General features: G+C 45.9%; 15 protein-coding genes. 3 read left to right on the top strand and 12 right to left on the bottom strand.

The annotated features are described in order from the left end of the window. The first annotated feature begins 109 nt into the window (after positions 1 to 109). Positions 110 to 1,255 carry a Na/Pi symporter gene (locus DPF93_RS10725; protein ID WP_114766166.1) on the top strand — a complete coding sequence of 382 codons (1,146 nt, stop codon included), beginning with the start codon at positions 110 to 112 and terminating at the stop codon, positions 1,253 to 1,255. Positions 1,256 to 1,742: 487 nt separating this feature from the next. Here DPF93_RS10725 and DPF93_RS10715 read toward each other — a convergent pair whose 3' ends face one another. The 5 genes from DPF93_RS10715 to rppH are packed head-to-tail and all read right to left on the bottom strand — an operon-like array spanning position 1,743 to position 7,038. Further along, a complete protein-coding gene (locus DPF93_RS10715; protein ID WP_114766164.1) occupies positions 1,743 to 2,594 on the bottom strand; it encodes a thymidylate synthase in 852 nt (283 codons plus the stop codon). Between the two features lie 9 nt (positions 2,595 to 2,603). Continuing rightward, positions 2,604 to 3,428, bottom strand: a complete 825-nt coding sequence (lgt, locus tag DPF93_RS10710; protein ID WP_114766163.1) for a prolipoprotein diacylglyceryl transferase — start codon at positions 3,426 to 3,428, stop codon at positions 2,604 to 2,606. Between the two features lie 41 nt (positions 3,429 to 3,469). Then, positions 3,470 to 4,261 (bottom strand): sulfite exporter TauE/SafE family protein, encoded by a 792-nt coding sequence (locus DPF93_RS10705; RefSeq protein ID WP_114766162.1) that lies wholly within the window; start codon positions 4,259 to 4,261, stop codon positions 3,470 to 3,472. Between the two features lie 9 nt (positions 4,262 to 4,270). Next, entirely contained in the window at positions 4,271 to 6,517 is a 2,247-nt protein-coding gene (gene ptsP / locus DPF93_RS10700) for a phosphoenolpyruvate--protein phosphotransferase (protein WP_114766161.1), read from the bottom strand. 2 nt (positions 6,518 to 6,519) lie between these two features. After that, complete coding sequence (gene rppH, locus DPF93_RS10695) at positions 6,520 to 7,038, bottom strand: RNA pyrophosphohydrolase (RefSeq protein ID WP_114766160.1); 519 nt, start codon at positions 7,036 to 7,038, stop codon at positions 6,520 to 6,522. Between the two features lie 619 nt (positions 7,039 to 7,657). Here rppH and mutH point away from each other — a divergent pair. After that, positions 7,658 to 8,323: a DNA mismatch repair endonuclease MutH gene (gene mutH / locus DPF93_RS10690; protein WP_114766159.1), complete on the top strand. Its 666-nt coding sequence runs from the start codon at positions 7,658 to 7,660 to the stop codon at positions 8,321 to 8,323. Here the strand turns inward: mutH and DPF93_RS10685 are convergent. Further along, the gene (locus tag DPF93_RS10685; protein WP_114766158.1) at positions 8,320 to 8,631 is read right to left on the bottom strand and encodes a DUF6482 family protein; all 312 of its coding nucleotides are present in this window, start codon (positions 8,629 to 8,631) and stop codon (positions 8,320 to 8,322) included. The two genes, mutH and DPF93_RS10685, sit on opposite strands and share 4 nt — an antisense overlap. 177 nt (positions 8,632 to 8,808) lie before the next feature. Here DPF93_RS10685 and DPF93_RS10680 point away from each other — a divergent pair, with 177 nt between their 5' ends. Beyond that, positions 8,809 to 9,591, top strand: a complete 783-nt coding sequence (locus DPF93_RS10680) for an aldo/keto reductase (protein WP_114766157.1) — start codon at positions 8,809 to 8,811, stop codon at positions 9,589 to 9,591. Between the two features lie 38 nt (positions 9,592 to 9,629). Here the strand turns inward: DPF93_RS10680 and DPF93_RS10675 are convergent, their stop codons facing one another. The 6 genes from DPF93_RS10675 to mnmL all read right to left on the bottom strand — a co-directional run bounded on the left by DPF93_RS10675 (position 9,630) and on the right by mnmL (position 16,070). After that, a complete protein-coding gene (locus tag DPF93_RS10675; protein WP_114766156.1) occupies positions 9,630 to 9,881 on the bottom strand; it encodes a DUF1127 domain-containing protein in 252 nt (83 codons plus the stop codon). A 109-nt stretch (positions 9,882 to 9,990) separates the two neighbouring features. Beyond that, positions 9,991 to 10,125 carry a hypothetical protein gene (locus tag DPF93_RS21520; RefSeq protein WP_279628066.1) on the bottom strand — a complete coding sequence of 45 codons (135 nt, stop codon included), beginning with the start codon at positions 10,123 to 10,125 and terminating at the stop codon, positions 9,991 to 9,993. A gap of 258 nt (positions 10,126 to 10,383) precedes the next feature. Further along, positions 10,384 to 10,830 (bottom strand): hypothetical protein, encoded by a 447-nt coding sequence (locus DPF93_RS10670; protein WP_114766155.1) that lies wholly within the window; start codon positions 10,828 to 10,830, stop codon positions 10,384 to 10,386. 4 nt (positions 10,831 to 10,834) lie between these two features. Next, positions 10,835 to 13,180: an aerobic respiration two-component sensor histidine kinase ArcB gene (gene arcB, locus DPF93_RS10665; RefSeq protein ID WP_114766154.1), complete on the bottom strand. Its 2,346-nt coding sequence runs from the start codon at positions 13,178 to 13,180 to the stop codon at positions 10,835 to 10,837. Positions 13,181 to 13,319: 139 nt separating this feature from the next. Beyond that, the gene (locus DPF93_RS10660; RefSeq protein WP_208638781.1) at positions 13,320 to 15,071 is read right to left on the bottom strand and encodes a GGDEF domain-containing protein; all 1,752 of its coding nucleotides are present in this window, start codon (positions 15,069 to 15,071) and stop codon (positions 13,320 to 13,322) included. 69 nt (positions 15,072 to 15,140) lie between these two features. Further along, positions 15,141 to 16,070, bottom strand: coding sequence for a tRNA modification radical SAM protein MnmL/YtqA (gene mnmL, locus DPF93_RS10655; RefSeq protein ID WP_114766153.1), 930 nt, complete (start codon positions 16,068 to 16,070; stop codon positions 15,141 to 15,143). Positions 16,071 to 16,196 lie beyond the last annotated feature (126 nt).

The following is a 16,196-nucleotide window of genomic DNA, read 5'->3' as shown; positions in this document are numbered from 1 at the left end:
CTGTTACACCGAACTGTAATATTACTGAAATATTTCCTCTCTACTATCGCCCTCAGATTCAACTTACAGACCAAATTAAAGAGTTAAACGGTCCAACGGAGAAATATTTATGAACCAAGCTACTACTACAGCAGCACCTATCTCGAGCACGGCTCGCTGGTTACGCTGGGCTAACTTGGCATTCATGTTGTACTTACTGCTTCTAGCGGTATCAATGGTAGGTACTGGTTTTAAATGGTCAGTGGGCGACCAAGCTAAAGTTCTATTTGAATTTGCGGCTCACCCAATTGCTGGTCTAATGATCGGTCTTGTGGCTACAGCACTTATCCAGTCTTCAAGTACAGTAACTTCTATTATCGTCGGCCTTGTGGCTGGTGGTTTACCAGTTGAAACTGCAATCCCTATGGTTATGGGTGCAAACATTGGTACAACAGTAACTAACACTCTAGTTTCTCTAGGTCACGTTCGTTGCAAAGAAGAATTCCAACGCGCTTTTGCAAGTGCGACGATCCACGACTTCTTCAACCTACTAGCAGTAATGATCTTCCTACCGCTAGAGATGATGTTCGGTATTCTAGACAAAGTGTCTCACTGGTTGGTTTCACCACTACTAAACACGGGTGATATGAGCGTGGGTGGTTTTGACTTTATCAAACCAATCACTAAGCCAGTGATCAGTGCACTACAAGGTCCTCTAGGTACATTTGGTAACACTGTTGGTGGCGTATTACTTATCGCTATCGGTATCGCGACAATCTTCCTAGCTATCACCGTAATGGGTAAGCTAATGAAAGGTCTAATGGTTGGTCGTGCACGTGATATTCTTAAGAACGCAATCGGGCGTGGTCCAATCCACGGTATCGTATCGGGTTCTATCGTAACTGTACTAGTTCAGTCTTCTTCTACGACAACTAGTCTAATGGTTCCACTAGTAGGTACTGGCGTTCTTAAAGTTCGTGACGTTTACCCGTTCACTCTAGGCGCTAACATCGGTACTTGTATTACCGCGCTACTAGCAGCAACAGCTGTATCTGGTGAGTTCGCAGTGTTCGCACTACAAATTGCTCTGGTACACCTAGTGTTCAACCTAATGGCAACAGTATTTATCTTTGGTATCCCGTTCCTACGTGAGATTCCAGTGAAATGTGCAGAGCTGCTAGCTGAAACAGCAGTTAAGAACAAAGCAGTAGTAGCAGCATACCTACTATCGGTGTTCATCCTGCTACCAGGTGCAATTCTAGCTCTGACAGTATAATTACAAGTACACACCATCGCTTGCTAAGCCCCTGACCTCGGTCAGGGGCTTTTTTTTGCAAGGAACGCAGGCTACGGAAACATAGGAACACTGCGTTTACGGAACGCTTCGCTCACGGAAAAAGCATTCGGTAGCAAGGCGTTCCCACATCCGTAAGTGAAGTGCAGCGCAACGTTCCGCAGCAACGCCTCCCGAATCCGTAAATGAAACGCAGCGCAACTTTCCGTAGCATCACCTTCCCGCATCCGTAAGTTAAGCGCAGCGCAACGTTCCATAGCAACGCGTTCCCGCATCCGTAAGTGAAGCGCAGCGCAACGTTCCGTAGCAATACCTTCCAGCATCCGTAAGTGAAGTGCAGCGCAACGTTCCATAGCAACGCGTTCCCGCATCCGTAAGTGAAGCGCAGTGCAACGTTCCGTAGCAACGCGTTCCCGCACCCCAAAAAAAAGACCGACGCTAGGTCGGTCTTTTTCATTCAATCTATCACTTACACCGAAAACGGGTATTGAATTGGGTCGTGGCACTCATAACCTTCTACCCAGAAATCATCCAAGGTTACCCATGTTTCTAAGTCTTCTAGCGACTTAATCTCCGGGTTAATATGGAACGTCGCTGGCGCCAGAGGCTCACGTTTAAGCTGTACATCACGCATCAACTCAAGTTGGTCTTCGTAAATATGCGCGTTAACAATCTTGTGATACGCCACACCCGCTTTCTTACCTGTAATTTGCGCCATAATCGCGAGGAACACATAAACCTGAACCATGTTGAAGTTCAACCCTAGCGGTACATCACATGAGCGCTGAGTACTATTTAGGTACAGTGTGTCGCCGAGTAGCGAGAAATGGTGACTGTACATACATGGACGCAAACAGCCCATATGGAACTCACCTGGGTTGTAGAAGTTTAAGATCTCACCACGGTCATCAACGCCGCGCGTCAAGTCATCAACAATCTTGCGCAGTTGGTCAATATGGCCACCATCCGGTTTTGCCCACGCACGACCTTGCACGCCATATACGCGTCCCATGTCGTCTTCACCCTTGCGGTATGGGTTGTTTAGCCAAGCTTCATTTAGGTTAGCGTTCGCATCCCAAGTTTTGGTACCTAGCTGACGAAAATCTTCCGCGTTGTCGTAACCACGAATGTAACCCAGCAACTCAGCCACAGCAGCTTTCCAAAAACTCTTACGAGTCGTTACAAGCGGAAATTGGTTGTTAGCCACATCGTAGGTTAAATCGGCATTAATCACGGTTAGACAGCGTTTACCAGTACGCTCGTTTTCAACCCACTCACCTTGGTCAACAATTCGCTGACAGAGATCTAAATACTGTTTCACACCAATTCCTTACTTCGCTTTCTGTTGGGGTAATTCGTCTTTAAAGTGGCCACGCTTGTAGGCCCATACCATCATCAATAGACCAATGATAACCATCGGCAATGATAGAATTTGACCCATAGAGATAAAGCCACCAAACAAACCAAGATGCGCATCTGGCTCGCGGACGTATTCGACTAAGAAACGGAATGTACCGTAACCAGCAAGGAAAAGCCCTGACACAGATCCAAGTGGGCGAGGTTTTTTAATAAACCAGTTGAGGATCAAAAACAACACCACACCTTCTAATGCCATCTCATACAGCTGTGAAGGGTGGCGAGGAAGTGGTCCGCCATTTGGGAACACAATCGCCCATGGCACGTCTGTTACGCGCCCCCACAGCTCGCTGTTCATAAAGTTACCCAAACGACCCATACCTAAACCGAATGGTACCAGCGGGGCAATAAAATCCGCGACACCAAAGAAAGTACGGCCATTTTTGCGCGCATACCAGAACATAGCGCTAATCACACCCAGCAGACCGCCATGGAATGACATGCCACCAGTCCAGACCTTAAACAAGTACAGAGGGTCTTGCAGGAAAAGGTCAAAGTTGTAGAACAGCACGTAGCCGACACGACCACCAATAACTACACCTAGAAAACCAGCAAAGAGCAAGTCAGACACTTGTTCACGAGTCCAACCACTACCCGGCTTATCCGCGCGTCGATTTGCCAGCCATAAAGCGAAAGCAAAACCGATTAAATACATTAAGCCATACCAACGAATCGATAGTGGACCAATTGATACCAACACTGGATCAATATTAGGAAATTCAAAGTATCCCTGAGACATAAGAAGACTACTCTTTTAATAATGATTTAGATGAGAGTGCGCTACAGCAACATAGTTCCGGCGACAAACATCAAAAATAGCGCGAAGATCTTTTTCAATGCCGCCGTAGGTAAAGAGGTCGCCAATTTGGCGCCCACCTTAGTGGTCAACATTGAGGTAGATGCTATCGCAGCTAAAGCCGGTAGGTATACATATCCAACGCTATAATTAGGTAAATTTTCCGCGCTGTAGCCATGCAAAATAAACCCCGTCATACCGGAGATAGCGATAACGCAACCGCAAACAGAGGAAGAGCCTACCGCTTTTCGCATCTCAACGCCATGGCGATTAAGAAATGGCACCGATAAAGAGCCGCCACCAATCCCGGCGAGGCTAGAGATAATGCCAATCCCAGCGCCATATCCCATGGTAATGCCACTTGGCGGCATCGTACGCTCAGTAGTGCTTTTGATCGACAACAGCATCTGCAATGCAAGCAGCAAAACAATCACACCAAACACTTTGGGAAGATATTCACTCGGGATCCACTCAGCCACATTAGCGCCGACAAAGCCACCTATCACCACCCCTGGCATCAGCCATTTGACGACAAACATGTCGACATTGCCAAGTTTAAGGTGGTTAAGTGCTGAAGAGCCTGAGGTCACTATAATGGTCGATAAGGACGTCGCGAGCGCGATGTTCATGGTAATCGAGGGGTCAATCCCTGCTTTAGGCAGAAGCACAACCAGCGCAGGCACCACAATCAAGCCACCGCCAATACCCAACAACCCTGCCATTACACCAACAAACCCGCCCAGTAACAGCAGCAACAAGATCAGTTCGACATTCACGATGTTTCCTTATTTTTTACCCGCACGGATAAAGCCAGAGAAGCCTTTCAATTCGAAATAATCTTCCATCATAGTGTAAATATTGTGCCCATAAGGCTGAGTTAATGCGCGGTTAGCCAATTGGCTTAGCTCTTCGATACTGGTATGGCGCAATAGGTATTTGACCTTAGCTACGTTTGACGTGTTCATACTTAAACTACGATAGCCTAAACCAACCAAGAGCAAAGAACCTATCGGATCCCCGGCCAACTCACCACAAATACAGACTGGCAATTTTAATTGCTGGCAAGTGTGATAAATATGGTTGAGTGCCATAATCACCGCAGGATGCATACTCTCATACACGTCCGATACGCGTGAATTATTACGGTCTACAGCAAGCAAATATTGGGTTAAATCGTTGGTACCGACCGAGACAAAGTCAATTTTATCGGCCAAAAGTGGCAGCAAGTAGAGCATGGAAGGCACTTCGATCATAATGCCGACTTGCGGTCTTGCTAGGTTAGGATTAAGTGCCAGCACTTCACTGTAAGCCTGTTCAATCAAAACCAGTGCATCGTCTAACTCTTGCGCTCCTGACACCATAGGCAGAAGAATGCTTAAGTTTTGCGTATCGGCACTAGCGCGCATCATGGCGCGGATCTGCATTAGGAAAATATCAGGATGATCGAGTGTGAAACGAATTCCTCGCCAGCCGAGAAACGGGTTGTCTTCCTCGATTGGCAAATATGGCAGTGGTTTGTCACCACCAATATCTAACGTGCGCATCACCACCCGTTTGTCCGGATACGTGGTTAGCACCGAGTGGTATTGCTGGGTCTGCTCATCTTCCGAGGGAAAACGATGCTGCAATAAAAAGCTAATTTCGGTGCGATAAAGACCAACCCCATCGACTCCTTGGTTAACCGCAATATTCGCATCAGCACTTAACCCAGCATTGAGAAATACTTCAATACGCTCACCGTCACTGGTTTGCGCAGGCTCCTCAATGCGTTGATTAACCATATTGGCTAACTCGCGCTCTTCATTGGCTAGTGCTCGGTATTCTTTGAGCAACTGACGACTCGGTGAAACTAAGATCTTACCGCTGTAGCCATCGACTATGCCCTGCTTACCATTGATGGTACTCAGATTAAGGTTGACGCCCATCACCGCAGGAATACCAAGAGCCCGCGACAAAATTGCCGCATGCGAGTTCGCCGCGCCTTCTAATGAAATCACCGCGAGAAGCTGATCTTTCGGAATCGACGCTAGCAGCGATGCCGTTAACTCACGCACCACCAAAATAACTGGCTGATCAAAAGTTTGCTGCTCTTGCTCGGTATTATTGAGGAAATAGAGGAGTCGCTGCCCTAACTCGCGCACATCTTGTGCCCGCTCGCGCAGGTAACTGTCTGACATACGAGCAAAACGGTTGGAGTAGGTTTCCACCACTTGGCGCACGGCCCAATCAGCACGATCGCCTTTTTGGATCTGAGCTTTCAGATCCTTACGCAACATAGGATCATTGAGCAAGTGAGTAAAGAGGTCGAATATCGCCAAGGTATCTTTGTTGATTTCACTGTCGAGCTTTTTACGCATGCGACGAAAATCATTCAGTGCAGCTTCTATCGCGAGCAATAGCCATTCCTGCTCACGTTCAGTATCTAATGTCGACGCAGGGCTGACATCAGAGAGCAGTGGTTGACTGTCATCCCACCAAAATTGTCCAATCGCGACACCGGAAGACGCGGGAATACCACGAATCGCCTGCTGGGTTTTCTCTAGACGCCACTGACCTTGCGTTTGCGCATGGGCAATAATCACAGCAAGCTGGGCAGCTAATGTGACTAAAAAGGACTCTTCCATCTCATCAAATTGGCGGGGCTGTTTTTGCTGCACCACCAGCACACCAAGCACCTGTTTACGGTGAATGATCGGCGTACCTAAGAAGCTTTGATAAACCTCTTCACCGAGCTGAGAGAAATATTTAAAGTTAGGATGTTTGGAAGCTTCAGCAAGGTTGAGCGGTTCGGCACTGCGTTTGACCAAACCCACCAAGCCTTCACTGAAGTTGATATGAATTTTATTGCCTTTAAAGCGCAAGCCTTGAGTCGCCATTAACTCAAGACGCTGCATCTCCTCGTTGGCAAGGTAAATCGTACAGCACTCCGTGTGCATAGCGAGACAAGTCTGTTTCACCAAAAGCTGCAACGCCGCATGAACGTTTTCGACTCTTGAAACTTGTTCAACTATGTCCCTTAGTTGAGAAAGCATCTCTACCCTCTTCGTGATTTACGTTTGCCTTTAACTCGACGCTCTTTAAATGGCATTGCCATGGATGCGAACTCTTTCATCGCACGACGATAAACGTCACGCTTAAATGAGACCACTTGACGCACTGGATACCAATAACTCACCCAACGCCAACCATCAAACTCAGGGGACTTACCACGCTGCATATTGATCTTTGACTCTTCACAATCTAAGCGCAGTAAAAACCATTTCTGTTTTTGACCGATACAGACAGGTTTTGAATCCCAACGCACCAGTCGTTTGGGTAATTTGTATCTTAACCAATGACGACTTGTCGCGATGATTTTCACGTCTTTCTTAGTAAGACCCACCTCTTCATACAATTCACGATACATAGCTTGTTCCGGAGTTTCACCTTCATCGATGCCTCCTTGCGGAAATTGCCATGAATGTTGTCCGTATCGTTTAGCCCAGAAGACCTGACCATGGTTGTTACAGATTACAATTCCCACATTTAAGCGGTAACCATCGCCATCTATCACTGGCCAACCTCTAAAAAAATCTTCAATTACGGTGATTTTTCCACATATCCCCAAGCGGAGCAAACTTACTAGTGTGACTAACACAGAAATTATTACCGAATCTTGCCTTTCTGGATAACTTATCGCCAATTCAGCCATTATTCACAAGCAGATGAGACACATACCACATTTATTCACCTTTTCTGTGCATAACCATGTGAAAAAGCACCAAGCAAGAGATCATTTATTCAACACCGCTCTGTTGCGCAAATCACACCGCCTAACAAAAATAGCATTAAGTTATTTATATACAATAACTTAAATTAAAATATCGATATCCAACCTAAAGAAAGACACGACGAATAAACAAACCATAAGCAACTGTTCAAAGATCAACCAGCACTTTATTTATCCACATTACACAAGACAAAAAACGCTAACATCAGAAATTTCAAGTGATAAGAGTGCCGAAAAACACTGTTAATTCATACATAAGAGACAGAATGAGCTATTTTTCTTCTTACACCTGTGGATAACCTATGAATGAAGATCTTTTCACCACTCTGTATGATCTTTGCTCAGGTCGTAATTTCAGTAAATTCGAGTAAAATATTGGCTCAATCCGTGATTAGAGCAAAAAATGAAACCCGAACCGCAATCAGAACAAGAACTATTGGCACGAGCCTTTGAGATCGCAGGTCTGACTTTTCAAGAGTTGGCTGCAGAGGCAAATATTGATGTGCCTGCCGATCTGCGTCGTGATAAGGGTTGGGTTGGACAATTATTAGAGTGGCACTTAGGCGCAACCGCAGGCAGCAAGCCACAGCAAGACTTCGAAAAACTTGGCATTGAGCTTAAAACCATCCCTATTGGCTATAATGGAAAACCGCTTGAAACCACGTTTGTTTGCGTCGCGCCACTGACTGGTGTCCATGGTCTCACTTGGCAGCAAAGCCATGTACGCAATAAACTTTCCCGAGTTCTCTGGGTACCTGTCGAGGGCGAGCGAGAAATCCCCTTGGCGGAGCGCCGAGTAGGTTCTCCACTGATTTGGTCACCGAGCGCAGAAGAAGAGCAGCAATTACAGGCAGATTGGGAAGAGCTAATGGAGCTGATTGTATTGGGGCAAGTTGAACGCATCACGGCAAGACACGGTGAAGTTCTGCAATTACGCCCTAAAGCCGCTAACAGCCGGGTCTTAACTGAAGCCTATGGCGCCAGCGGAAAACTGATCAAAACTTTGCCGCGCGGGTTCTATCTGCGAACGCAATTTACTGCCCGCATACTGGCGAACAACTTTGCTTAATGGCGAGTCACCGTTAATTCTATGTCATGGTAGCGAGGCACTTCTTCGCTGCCAAATTCATCATAGCTGTTGTGTAGACGCAGATAAGCGCGCTCAACATCCAAACGATTAAGCTCTTCTTTCACTTGCTCAAGCGAAGCAAAATGAATCGGATCACCATCTTCACACACTGGCTCAAGTTTATGTTTGTATTCCACTGCCAGTAAATATTGCGACAAGTCAGAGCAACTGATCACAAATACTTTTGGCGGCTGATAACTCTTCTTATGGAAGCCATGTATCCACCTATCTAATTGCTTTCTATGCATAAGCCCTCCTACATTCTTGCCATAACGCAACTAATACAATTATAGGTAGAGTTCGCTCAATTTTGCGCGCTCAGCACTTTTAATCCTGATAGAAGCTCGCTTATATTGAATTTACCTAGTGCTATTTCTTCGTCTTATGCCGATGAAATAGTTCAAAGTTCGAGTCAAGGAAGCAGCATGAAATACCACAAACTCCCCCACTCCAGCTTGGAAGTGAGTAAAATCTGTTTAGGCACCATGACCTTTGGTGAACAGAATAGCCAAGCGGAGGCATTCAATCAGCTCGACTACGCCATCGACCTGTATCAGATCCATTGGCCTCAACGTGAAACCAATACTTTTGGTCAACTTAACTATCCTTATCCAGATGCACAGCAGGAAGTCACACTGATTGAGACCCTCGAGGCAATGGCGGAACTGATCAAAGCTGGCAAAATCCGCTATATCGGCGTGTCTAACGAAACCCCGTGGGGCGTCATGAGCCTGCTAAAGCTGGCGGATAAGCACGATCTCCCACGTATTGTGTCGATCCAAAATCCTTATAATTTGCTCAATCGCAGCTTTGAAGTAGGCTTATCCGAAATTAGTCACTTTGAAGGGGTGGAACTACTGGCTTATTCCCCGCTGGCGTTTGGTTGCTTAAGCGGTAAATATCTCAATGGTCAAAGACCAGTTGGCGCGCGCTGTTCGTTGTTTGAACGCTTTGTGCGTTACTTTACACCGCAAGGTATCGCGGCCACACAAGCCTATGTGGAAGTCGCACAAAAGCACGGTTTGGATCCAGCACAAATGGCACTGGCATTTGTTAATCAGCGCCCATTCGTTGCCGCAAATATCATCGGCGCGACAACGATGGAGCAACTTAAAGCAAATATCGATAGCATTGCTATCGAGTTAAGTGATGAATTATTAAAAGATATTCAAGCCGTTGGGACCACTTACTCCAACCCTTGTCCATAACTGTTAAGGGAGAGAAGAGACTCTTCTCTCCCTCAGATTTACGTTGGTATTCGAGAAGTCAGTACCCGACGTAGATGACGAATACGACGCTCGGCTTTTACTTGTGGCGCTAAACTCTCACCAATTGGACGACCTTCGCGATCTAAACCAATATCTCGCAACAAGTGCTCATTTTGCCATGGGATTTCATGTGCACTTCGGCGGACCTTGCGTTTCCATGCGCGCTCTTCTCGACGTAAGTCTGCTTTAACAAGTAAGGTGGCTAGTTTTAGATATATTGATTGATTCATGATTTTCTCCAGTCAGAGTGACGCTGAGAAAAAGGCAACAAATCAAAAGGTATCAAGGAGTTTGAATTGGCTGCCTTTTCCGCAGCCAATTAAATAATTTGCTTACGGATTAAATGATTGCGTGTTTAGAGTTACGATCGGCGATAAAGGTAAAAATGCCAGCAATAGCGCCTTTCGGCATGGCTGGAATAATCGCGGGATCGATAGAAGCGCAAATGGTTTGAATGACAGTGAACTGTTTCATTGTGCGCCTCCTAGCAAGTCGTTAATCCGTTGAGATGGGGTTATGAGCTTGAGCTCATGGTTAAATTCTAAGCAAATGCGGTTATAATTCAACCAAATTTTAACAAATTAAATGAAAACAAATTTTTAACCTAAAAATAACTTCACCCACTGTTAAAACATAAGATATTCCTCTTTAGAATATATCACTTTGTTTAGATAATTTTTGAACATAAAAAAGCCAGCCTCTTTAGGCTGGCTTAAATTTCAATAAGATAGTCTAATAAACTGTATCAATCACAACCTGCTTTTCTACTAACCAATTGCGCTGTTGCTGGTGATCCAGTTGAACTGCCACATCAACCGCTTGGTTTGGTTGCAATTCAAATTGCCAAGCAAATACGATTTCCCACTGCTGCTCACTGTGGGTGCGGATTTCAAGATCGTCACCCTCTAGTTGCCACACATCGTCCCCTTGACGCAATGATACGCTGACAATATCAAGATCCGCCGGTAAAGGCTTAGCGGACTCTAAATAAAGCGCGCCGTGCAAATTCTGCTCTTGCAACTCACCAATAGTCGGCATCTTATTTAGCCACAAATTGCTGGTTAACTTAACTTCGGCATTTTCTACGACCATCACCGCATCTTGATCCCAACCAACCTGAGGCACCGAGCACCCTGCCAGTAAAGCCAATGCTAATGACATCGCCGCGATTTTTTTCATATTGCTACCTCTGTGCTAACCACTCTTTTAAAATCTGAATATCAGACTGATATTCTTTCTTAATTTCGTCAACCCAATCATCAATATTTTCCCACCAAGCCGGTAAGTCCGGCGATTGAGCTTTCTGCGCGACACTTTGAATGTGTTTCAAACCAATCGAGCCCGCCGCCCCTTTAATTTTATGGGCTTCTGATACGATACCTTCTTGATCTTTTGCCACCATATTGGAATCGAGTAGCTCGATATAGCCTGGCATCATATCTTCAAACATCTTGATACTTTCCAGTACTGGCTTATCCCCGACAATACCGACGTACGACTCCAGCATATCTAAATCAAGAATGGTTTGGTAAATCTCTTCACTATCGTGCATCGGTTCTGGCTCCGGTAAGTGTGGCATCGGCTCTTGCGGTTGATGATCACCAAATAGGGCAATGACCTCTTGTACCGCAATAACGGATAACGGTTTGCTTAATGCCTCGTCCATACCTTGTTCGTAATACTCTTGTTTGTTCTTTACGACATTGGCGGTTAACGCCACCAGCGGAGGCAAGTTTGAATATAGTTCACGGAAGTGTTTTGCGACATCAAAGCCGGTCATATCTGGCAACTGAATATCGAGGAAGACCAAGTCATATAGCTCAGGATCAAACATTTCCAACGCTTCTTGACCTGTCATCGCCACCGTCACTTCATGTCCCATACTTTCTAACAGAGAACGCGCTACCGTAATATTGAGCTCGATATCTTCTACCATAAAGATATTTAACTCATGCTGAGCATGGGTCACTTCAACTTTAGTGATTTCAGCTTCTTCTGCCACAGGCACGCAGATGGTCACAGTAAACGTGCTACCAAAGCCCTCTTCACTGCTGACAATGATATCGCCATGCATCATCTCTATCAGCTGCTTAGAGACCGCCAAACCAATGCCTGTGCCTACCGCGTGTAAGTTATCTTTTTCAGACTTCACTTGGTAATACATAGCAAAGATATTATCGAGTTCGGATTCAGGAATACCCACGCCGGTATCTTCCACCTCCAGCGTAATATGCGCATTGCCGTCTTCGATCATTGAACTGACGGACAAGACTACGCCGCCCTCTTTCGTAAACTTCATCGCGTTACTGATCAGATTCCACAGCACCTGACGTAGTCGCGTCGCATCGGCACTGATAGCCGTTGGCAAATCATTTAGGCGCTCAAGATCAAAACGCAGCCCTTTTTGCTCAGCCATCAGCGCAGCAATACTTTCAATCTCAACTACAAAATCTTCAAAGTTTAACGGCGCTGGGTAGAGCTCTAACTTGCGGCGATCAAACTTATCCATATCAATAATGTCATTAAAAATATTACCTAAGGTAATCGCACTAACATTGATGGTCTGCATATGTTTACGCTGCTCATCGGTCATTGGCGTATCAAGCAACATACGACTCAAGCCAACAATACCGTTCAGTGGGGTGCGTAATTCATGACTAATGGTGGAGATAAAGGTGGTTTTGTCTCTACTCGCTTTTTCCAGCGACTCTTCGTGGCGCTTACGCTCAGTAATATCACGCCCAAAACCAACCAGACCAAGATGGCGACCATCTTTGCTGTAGAAAGGTACTTTGCGCAGCTCAAAATAGATTTTGCGACCATCTGGGTATTCGAGCCACTGCTCGTAGGTGATGGCCTGATTGTCAGCAAAAACCGCATCATCCGTTTCAACAATTTGCTGAGCCACTTCTTTGCTGTAGACATCCCACGGCGTCAAACCAACCAATTGCGACTCTTTTTTACCCGTCAGCTCTTCCATCGCTTTGTTACAGCCGGAGAACACGCCTTCAGCGTTGCGGTAGTAGATCAAATCTGGTGAAGCATCAATAAAAGAGCGCAGCAACGCGGTGCGCTCCGCTAGTTCCATCTGGGTGCGTTCACGCTGGTAAACCTCGTTTTCAAGGTCTTTCATCGCTTCTTCGCGCCCTTCCTCTGCTTTAATACGATCTTCGATTTCTTGGTTGAGCTTTTCAATATTCAGTTGCAGTTGCTGGTTCAACTCCAAATCTCGTGAGCGCATCACTTTTAGCTTAGAAACCAGTTTTGATAGTCTTTGACGCGACTCTTCGAGTTGATCGACAACCACTGAGAGAAAATAGACAGCCCATGGGGTGATCACTAAGCCAAAGAAAACCGAGCGCACGATATCGATATTATCAACATGCCCACTAAGGAATAGTGTGATGCCAACTTGGACAACCACGGCAAGAGAGATTAAAGCAAGAGCCAGAAGAATGGAGAAACGCAAAATACCGAGTTTGACGAGCAAATCAACATAGTATTGCGCAAGGTTCTTGATGGTTTTCATTAGCGCTCCGAGCGACAAAAGGCAGCAGCTATCGCCACAAAGTTCCGCTGCTGGATTTAGAATAATGAAGTGGCGACATATGGGGATATCTTACCTGCTTTCAGCATGCACAGCTAAGAAATCCCCAAGCCAAGTAGGCTTAATTACTGGATGTGTGATGTATGCAGGTTTGGTTGCGACCATTGGCTTTGGCTTGGTACAGAGCACTGTCTGCTAAAGCCACCATTGCCTCAACCGTTTGTGGTTGGTGAGGAACAAACGCCACCAAACCAATACTGACGGTAACAAGCTCACTCACATCCGAGGCTTGATGAGCAATGGCTAGTTTTGCTACCTCAGTATGAATACGCTCTGCCAAGACTTTCGCACCCTCTGTGGTGGTGTTGGGCAATATAAACGCGAATTCTTCGCCGCCATATCGAGCCACACAATCGCTCGAGCGGGTAATAACTTGCTTGAAAGCTTGCGCGACACCAATCAAAGCTTCATCACCTTTTTGGTGCCCATAGAGATCATTAAACCCTTTGAAGTAGTCAATATCACATAACATGATGGTTAGCGGCTTCTGCTCACGCAGGTGAATATGCCACAATAAATCCAACTGCTCATCGAAGCGGCGACGGTTGGCAATTTGCGTCAAACCGTCAATAAAGCTCAGTCTTTCAAGCTCTTGATTCGCCTCTGCCAATTTCTGTTCCGCGAGATAACGCTCAGACACATCACGCGCCATCACTAGCACGCCATTAGTGCCCGAACCTGGGTCACGAAATGGTGATTTCACCACATCATACCAAGTCATCTCACCATTACTGTGGATGATCTGATCGATGTAACGTAACGAAATACCATCATGCAGCACTTGATGATCGCTCTCAGCCAGCTTTTTATAGGCATCATCGGCAATCACATCTTGCAGACGATGACCAATCAAGTCTTGCACATCTGAAATGCCTAACGCTTTAACAAACGGCTTATTGCACGCTTGGTAAACCATGTTCTCATTAAAGATACCAATCGAGTCCGGACTGGCTTCCAAAATGTTTTGTAAAATAGTGTCACGCTGCGCCAGTGCCACTTCAGTATCGCGACGCTTTTCCATTTCATCACGAAGATTGCGCTGAATATCATGCCAGTCCGTAACATCATGGCTGATCCCCAACATGCCAAGCGGCTCACCTTGTGGCGACATAAGCAGGCTTTGGTGAGTTTCTAACAGGCAACTGCGACCGAATTTATCTACCGTCCAATGACGATGCGAGGCGCGCCCTCGAGCGACGCCTTTTATTTCATGCATACCTTCATCAAAGCGATCTCCCCAGAAACGGTCAAATGCTCGGTTGGTAAATAGCTTTTCCCCGCTCGGTCCTTTGACAAAGATAAGTTCAGAAAGGTTTTCAAAAGCGCTTTTAATCACAGATAAAGAATGGACTTGCTCCATCACCTCATCGACACCCGGTTGATAAGGAGAAAGATAAAATAGCCAGCAGGCTTTACCGCGATATTTGGTCGGTCGACCGTAGACTTCAACGCGCACAGATTGATTAGCCGTTAACGGCCAATCGATTTTGTAACCAGATGAACTATGAGTAGAGAAATAGCCCATCAATTCAAAGATAAAAGATTGGCTCAGCGTACCTGGCAGTAGATAGTAGCGACCGACTCGGCGGATCCCCAGCACTCGCGTTGCGACCGGATTGGAAATCAAAACTTTGCCTGATTTACTCTCTACCAACATCATGGAGATCGGAGAGTCTTCAATCAGCCGCTTTACTTGTCGGTGAAAGCGAATATACAACTGAGCAATCAATGCCAGCAGCACCATTGCAAGTAGCATTTCAATTCCATGAAGATGGATAAACTCAAATATCCACCTGTCCGACATCTCTATCATATAGACTTTCTATCTTTAGCTTGGGTTGGGCTGAAAGATAGCAGTTTCTATGAGATTTTTCTTATTTAATCAAGGCTTAATGTAATGAAACGGCTGTCCAATGAGCGAACCTTGAGCTCCGTCTCGGTTTAGTGCTCTGCCAATCTCAGTCATTGCTAACCAGCGGTTTTCACACCATAAAGGAGAGAGCAAGGTTGGACGACGCGCCGCGGAAGATACGCGATGGTAAACCACGTCCGCTGGCGTCATGCGAATCAGTTCACTGGCGATAGCGACATACTCTTCTAATTCAGGCGCTTCAAGCTTGCCGGCACGCCAAGCTTTCGCCATGGTGCTGCCCTCGACAATATGCAAGCCATGCAACTTAATCCCGTCAGTACCGACTTCAAGCACTTGTTGCATGGTTTTAACGTTGTCTTCACGCGTTTCGCGTGGCAAGCCGACAATTAAGTGGGTACATACTTTAATGCCTAACGCGCGAGCACGTTGAGTGATCTCTGCATAGCACTCAAAGTCATGACCACGATTGATGCGCTTTAAGGTGTCGTTATTAGCGGTTTGTAGACCAAGCTCGAGCCAAATTTCATAACCTTGCTCAACATACTCGGAAAGAAGTTCAAGTACGGCATCAGGCACGCAGTCAGGACGAGTGCCTACACATAAGCCGACGATATCTGCCGCTTTAAGAGCTTCTTCATACATGTTTTTCAAAACCTGCACTTCAGCATAAGTACTGGTGTAGGCTTGAAAGTAAGCGAGGTATTTTTTCGCGCGGGCAATTTCGCCAGCTCGATCGGTCAATTGCTCTTGGATACTTTTAACTTGCGTTTCTTCATCAGCAAACGATGCAACATTACAAAAAGTACAGCCACCACGCCCAATCGTGCCATCGCGGTTAGGACAGCTAAAGCCACCGTGAAGCGTGAGTTTATGGACTTTCTCGCCATAACGGCGGTGTAAATCTTGACCAACGGTGTTAACCAATTCGTGTAATTGCATCTCGGACCACTAATGAGAATAATAACCATTAAAATTCATGTAATCGAATTACACAAATCGAGCTTTAAAAATGAGTGCAAACTAACCAAAACAAGCAATTTGATCCCTATCACAAATCAATAAACA

Source organism: Vibrio rhodolitus, assembly GCF_003350325.1.
In the GTDB taxonomy this organism is placed as follows: Bacteria; Pseudomonadota; Gammaproteobacteria; order Enterobacterales; family Vibrionaceae; genus Vibrio; species Vibrio rhodolitus.
Note: the sequence above shows the minus strand (reverse complement) of the source record. Positions and strands in the feature narration are given on the sequence as shown.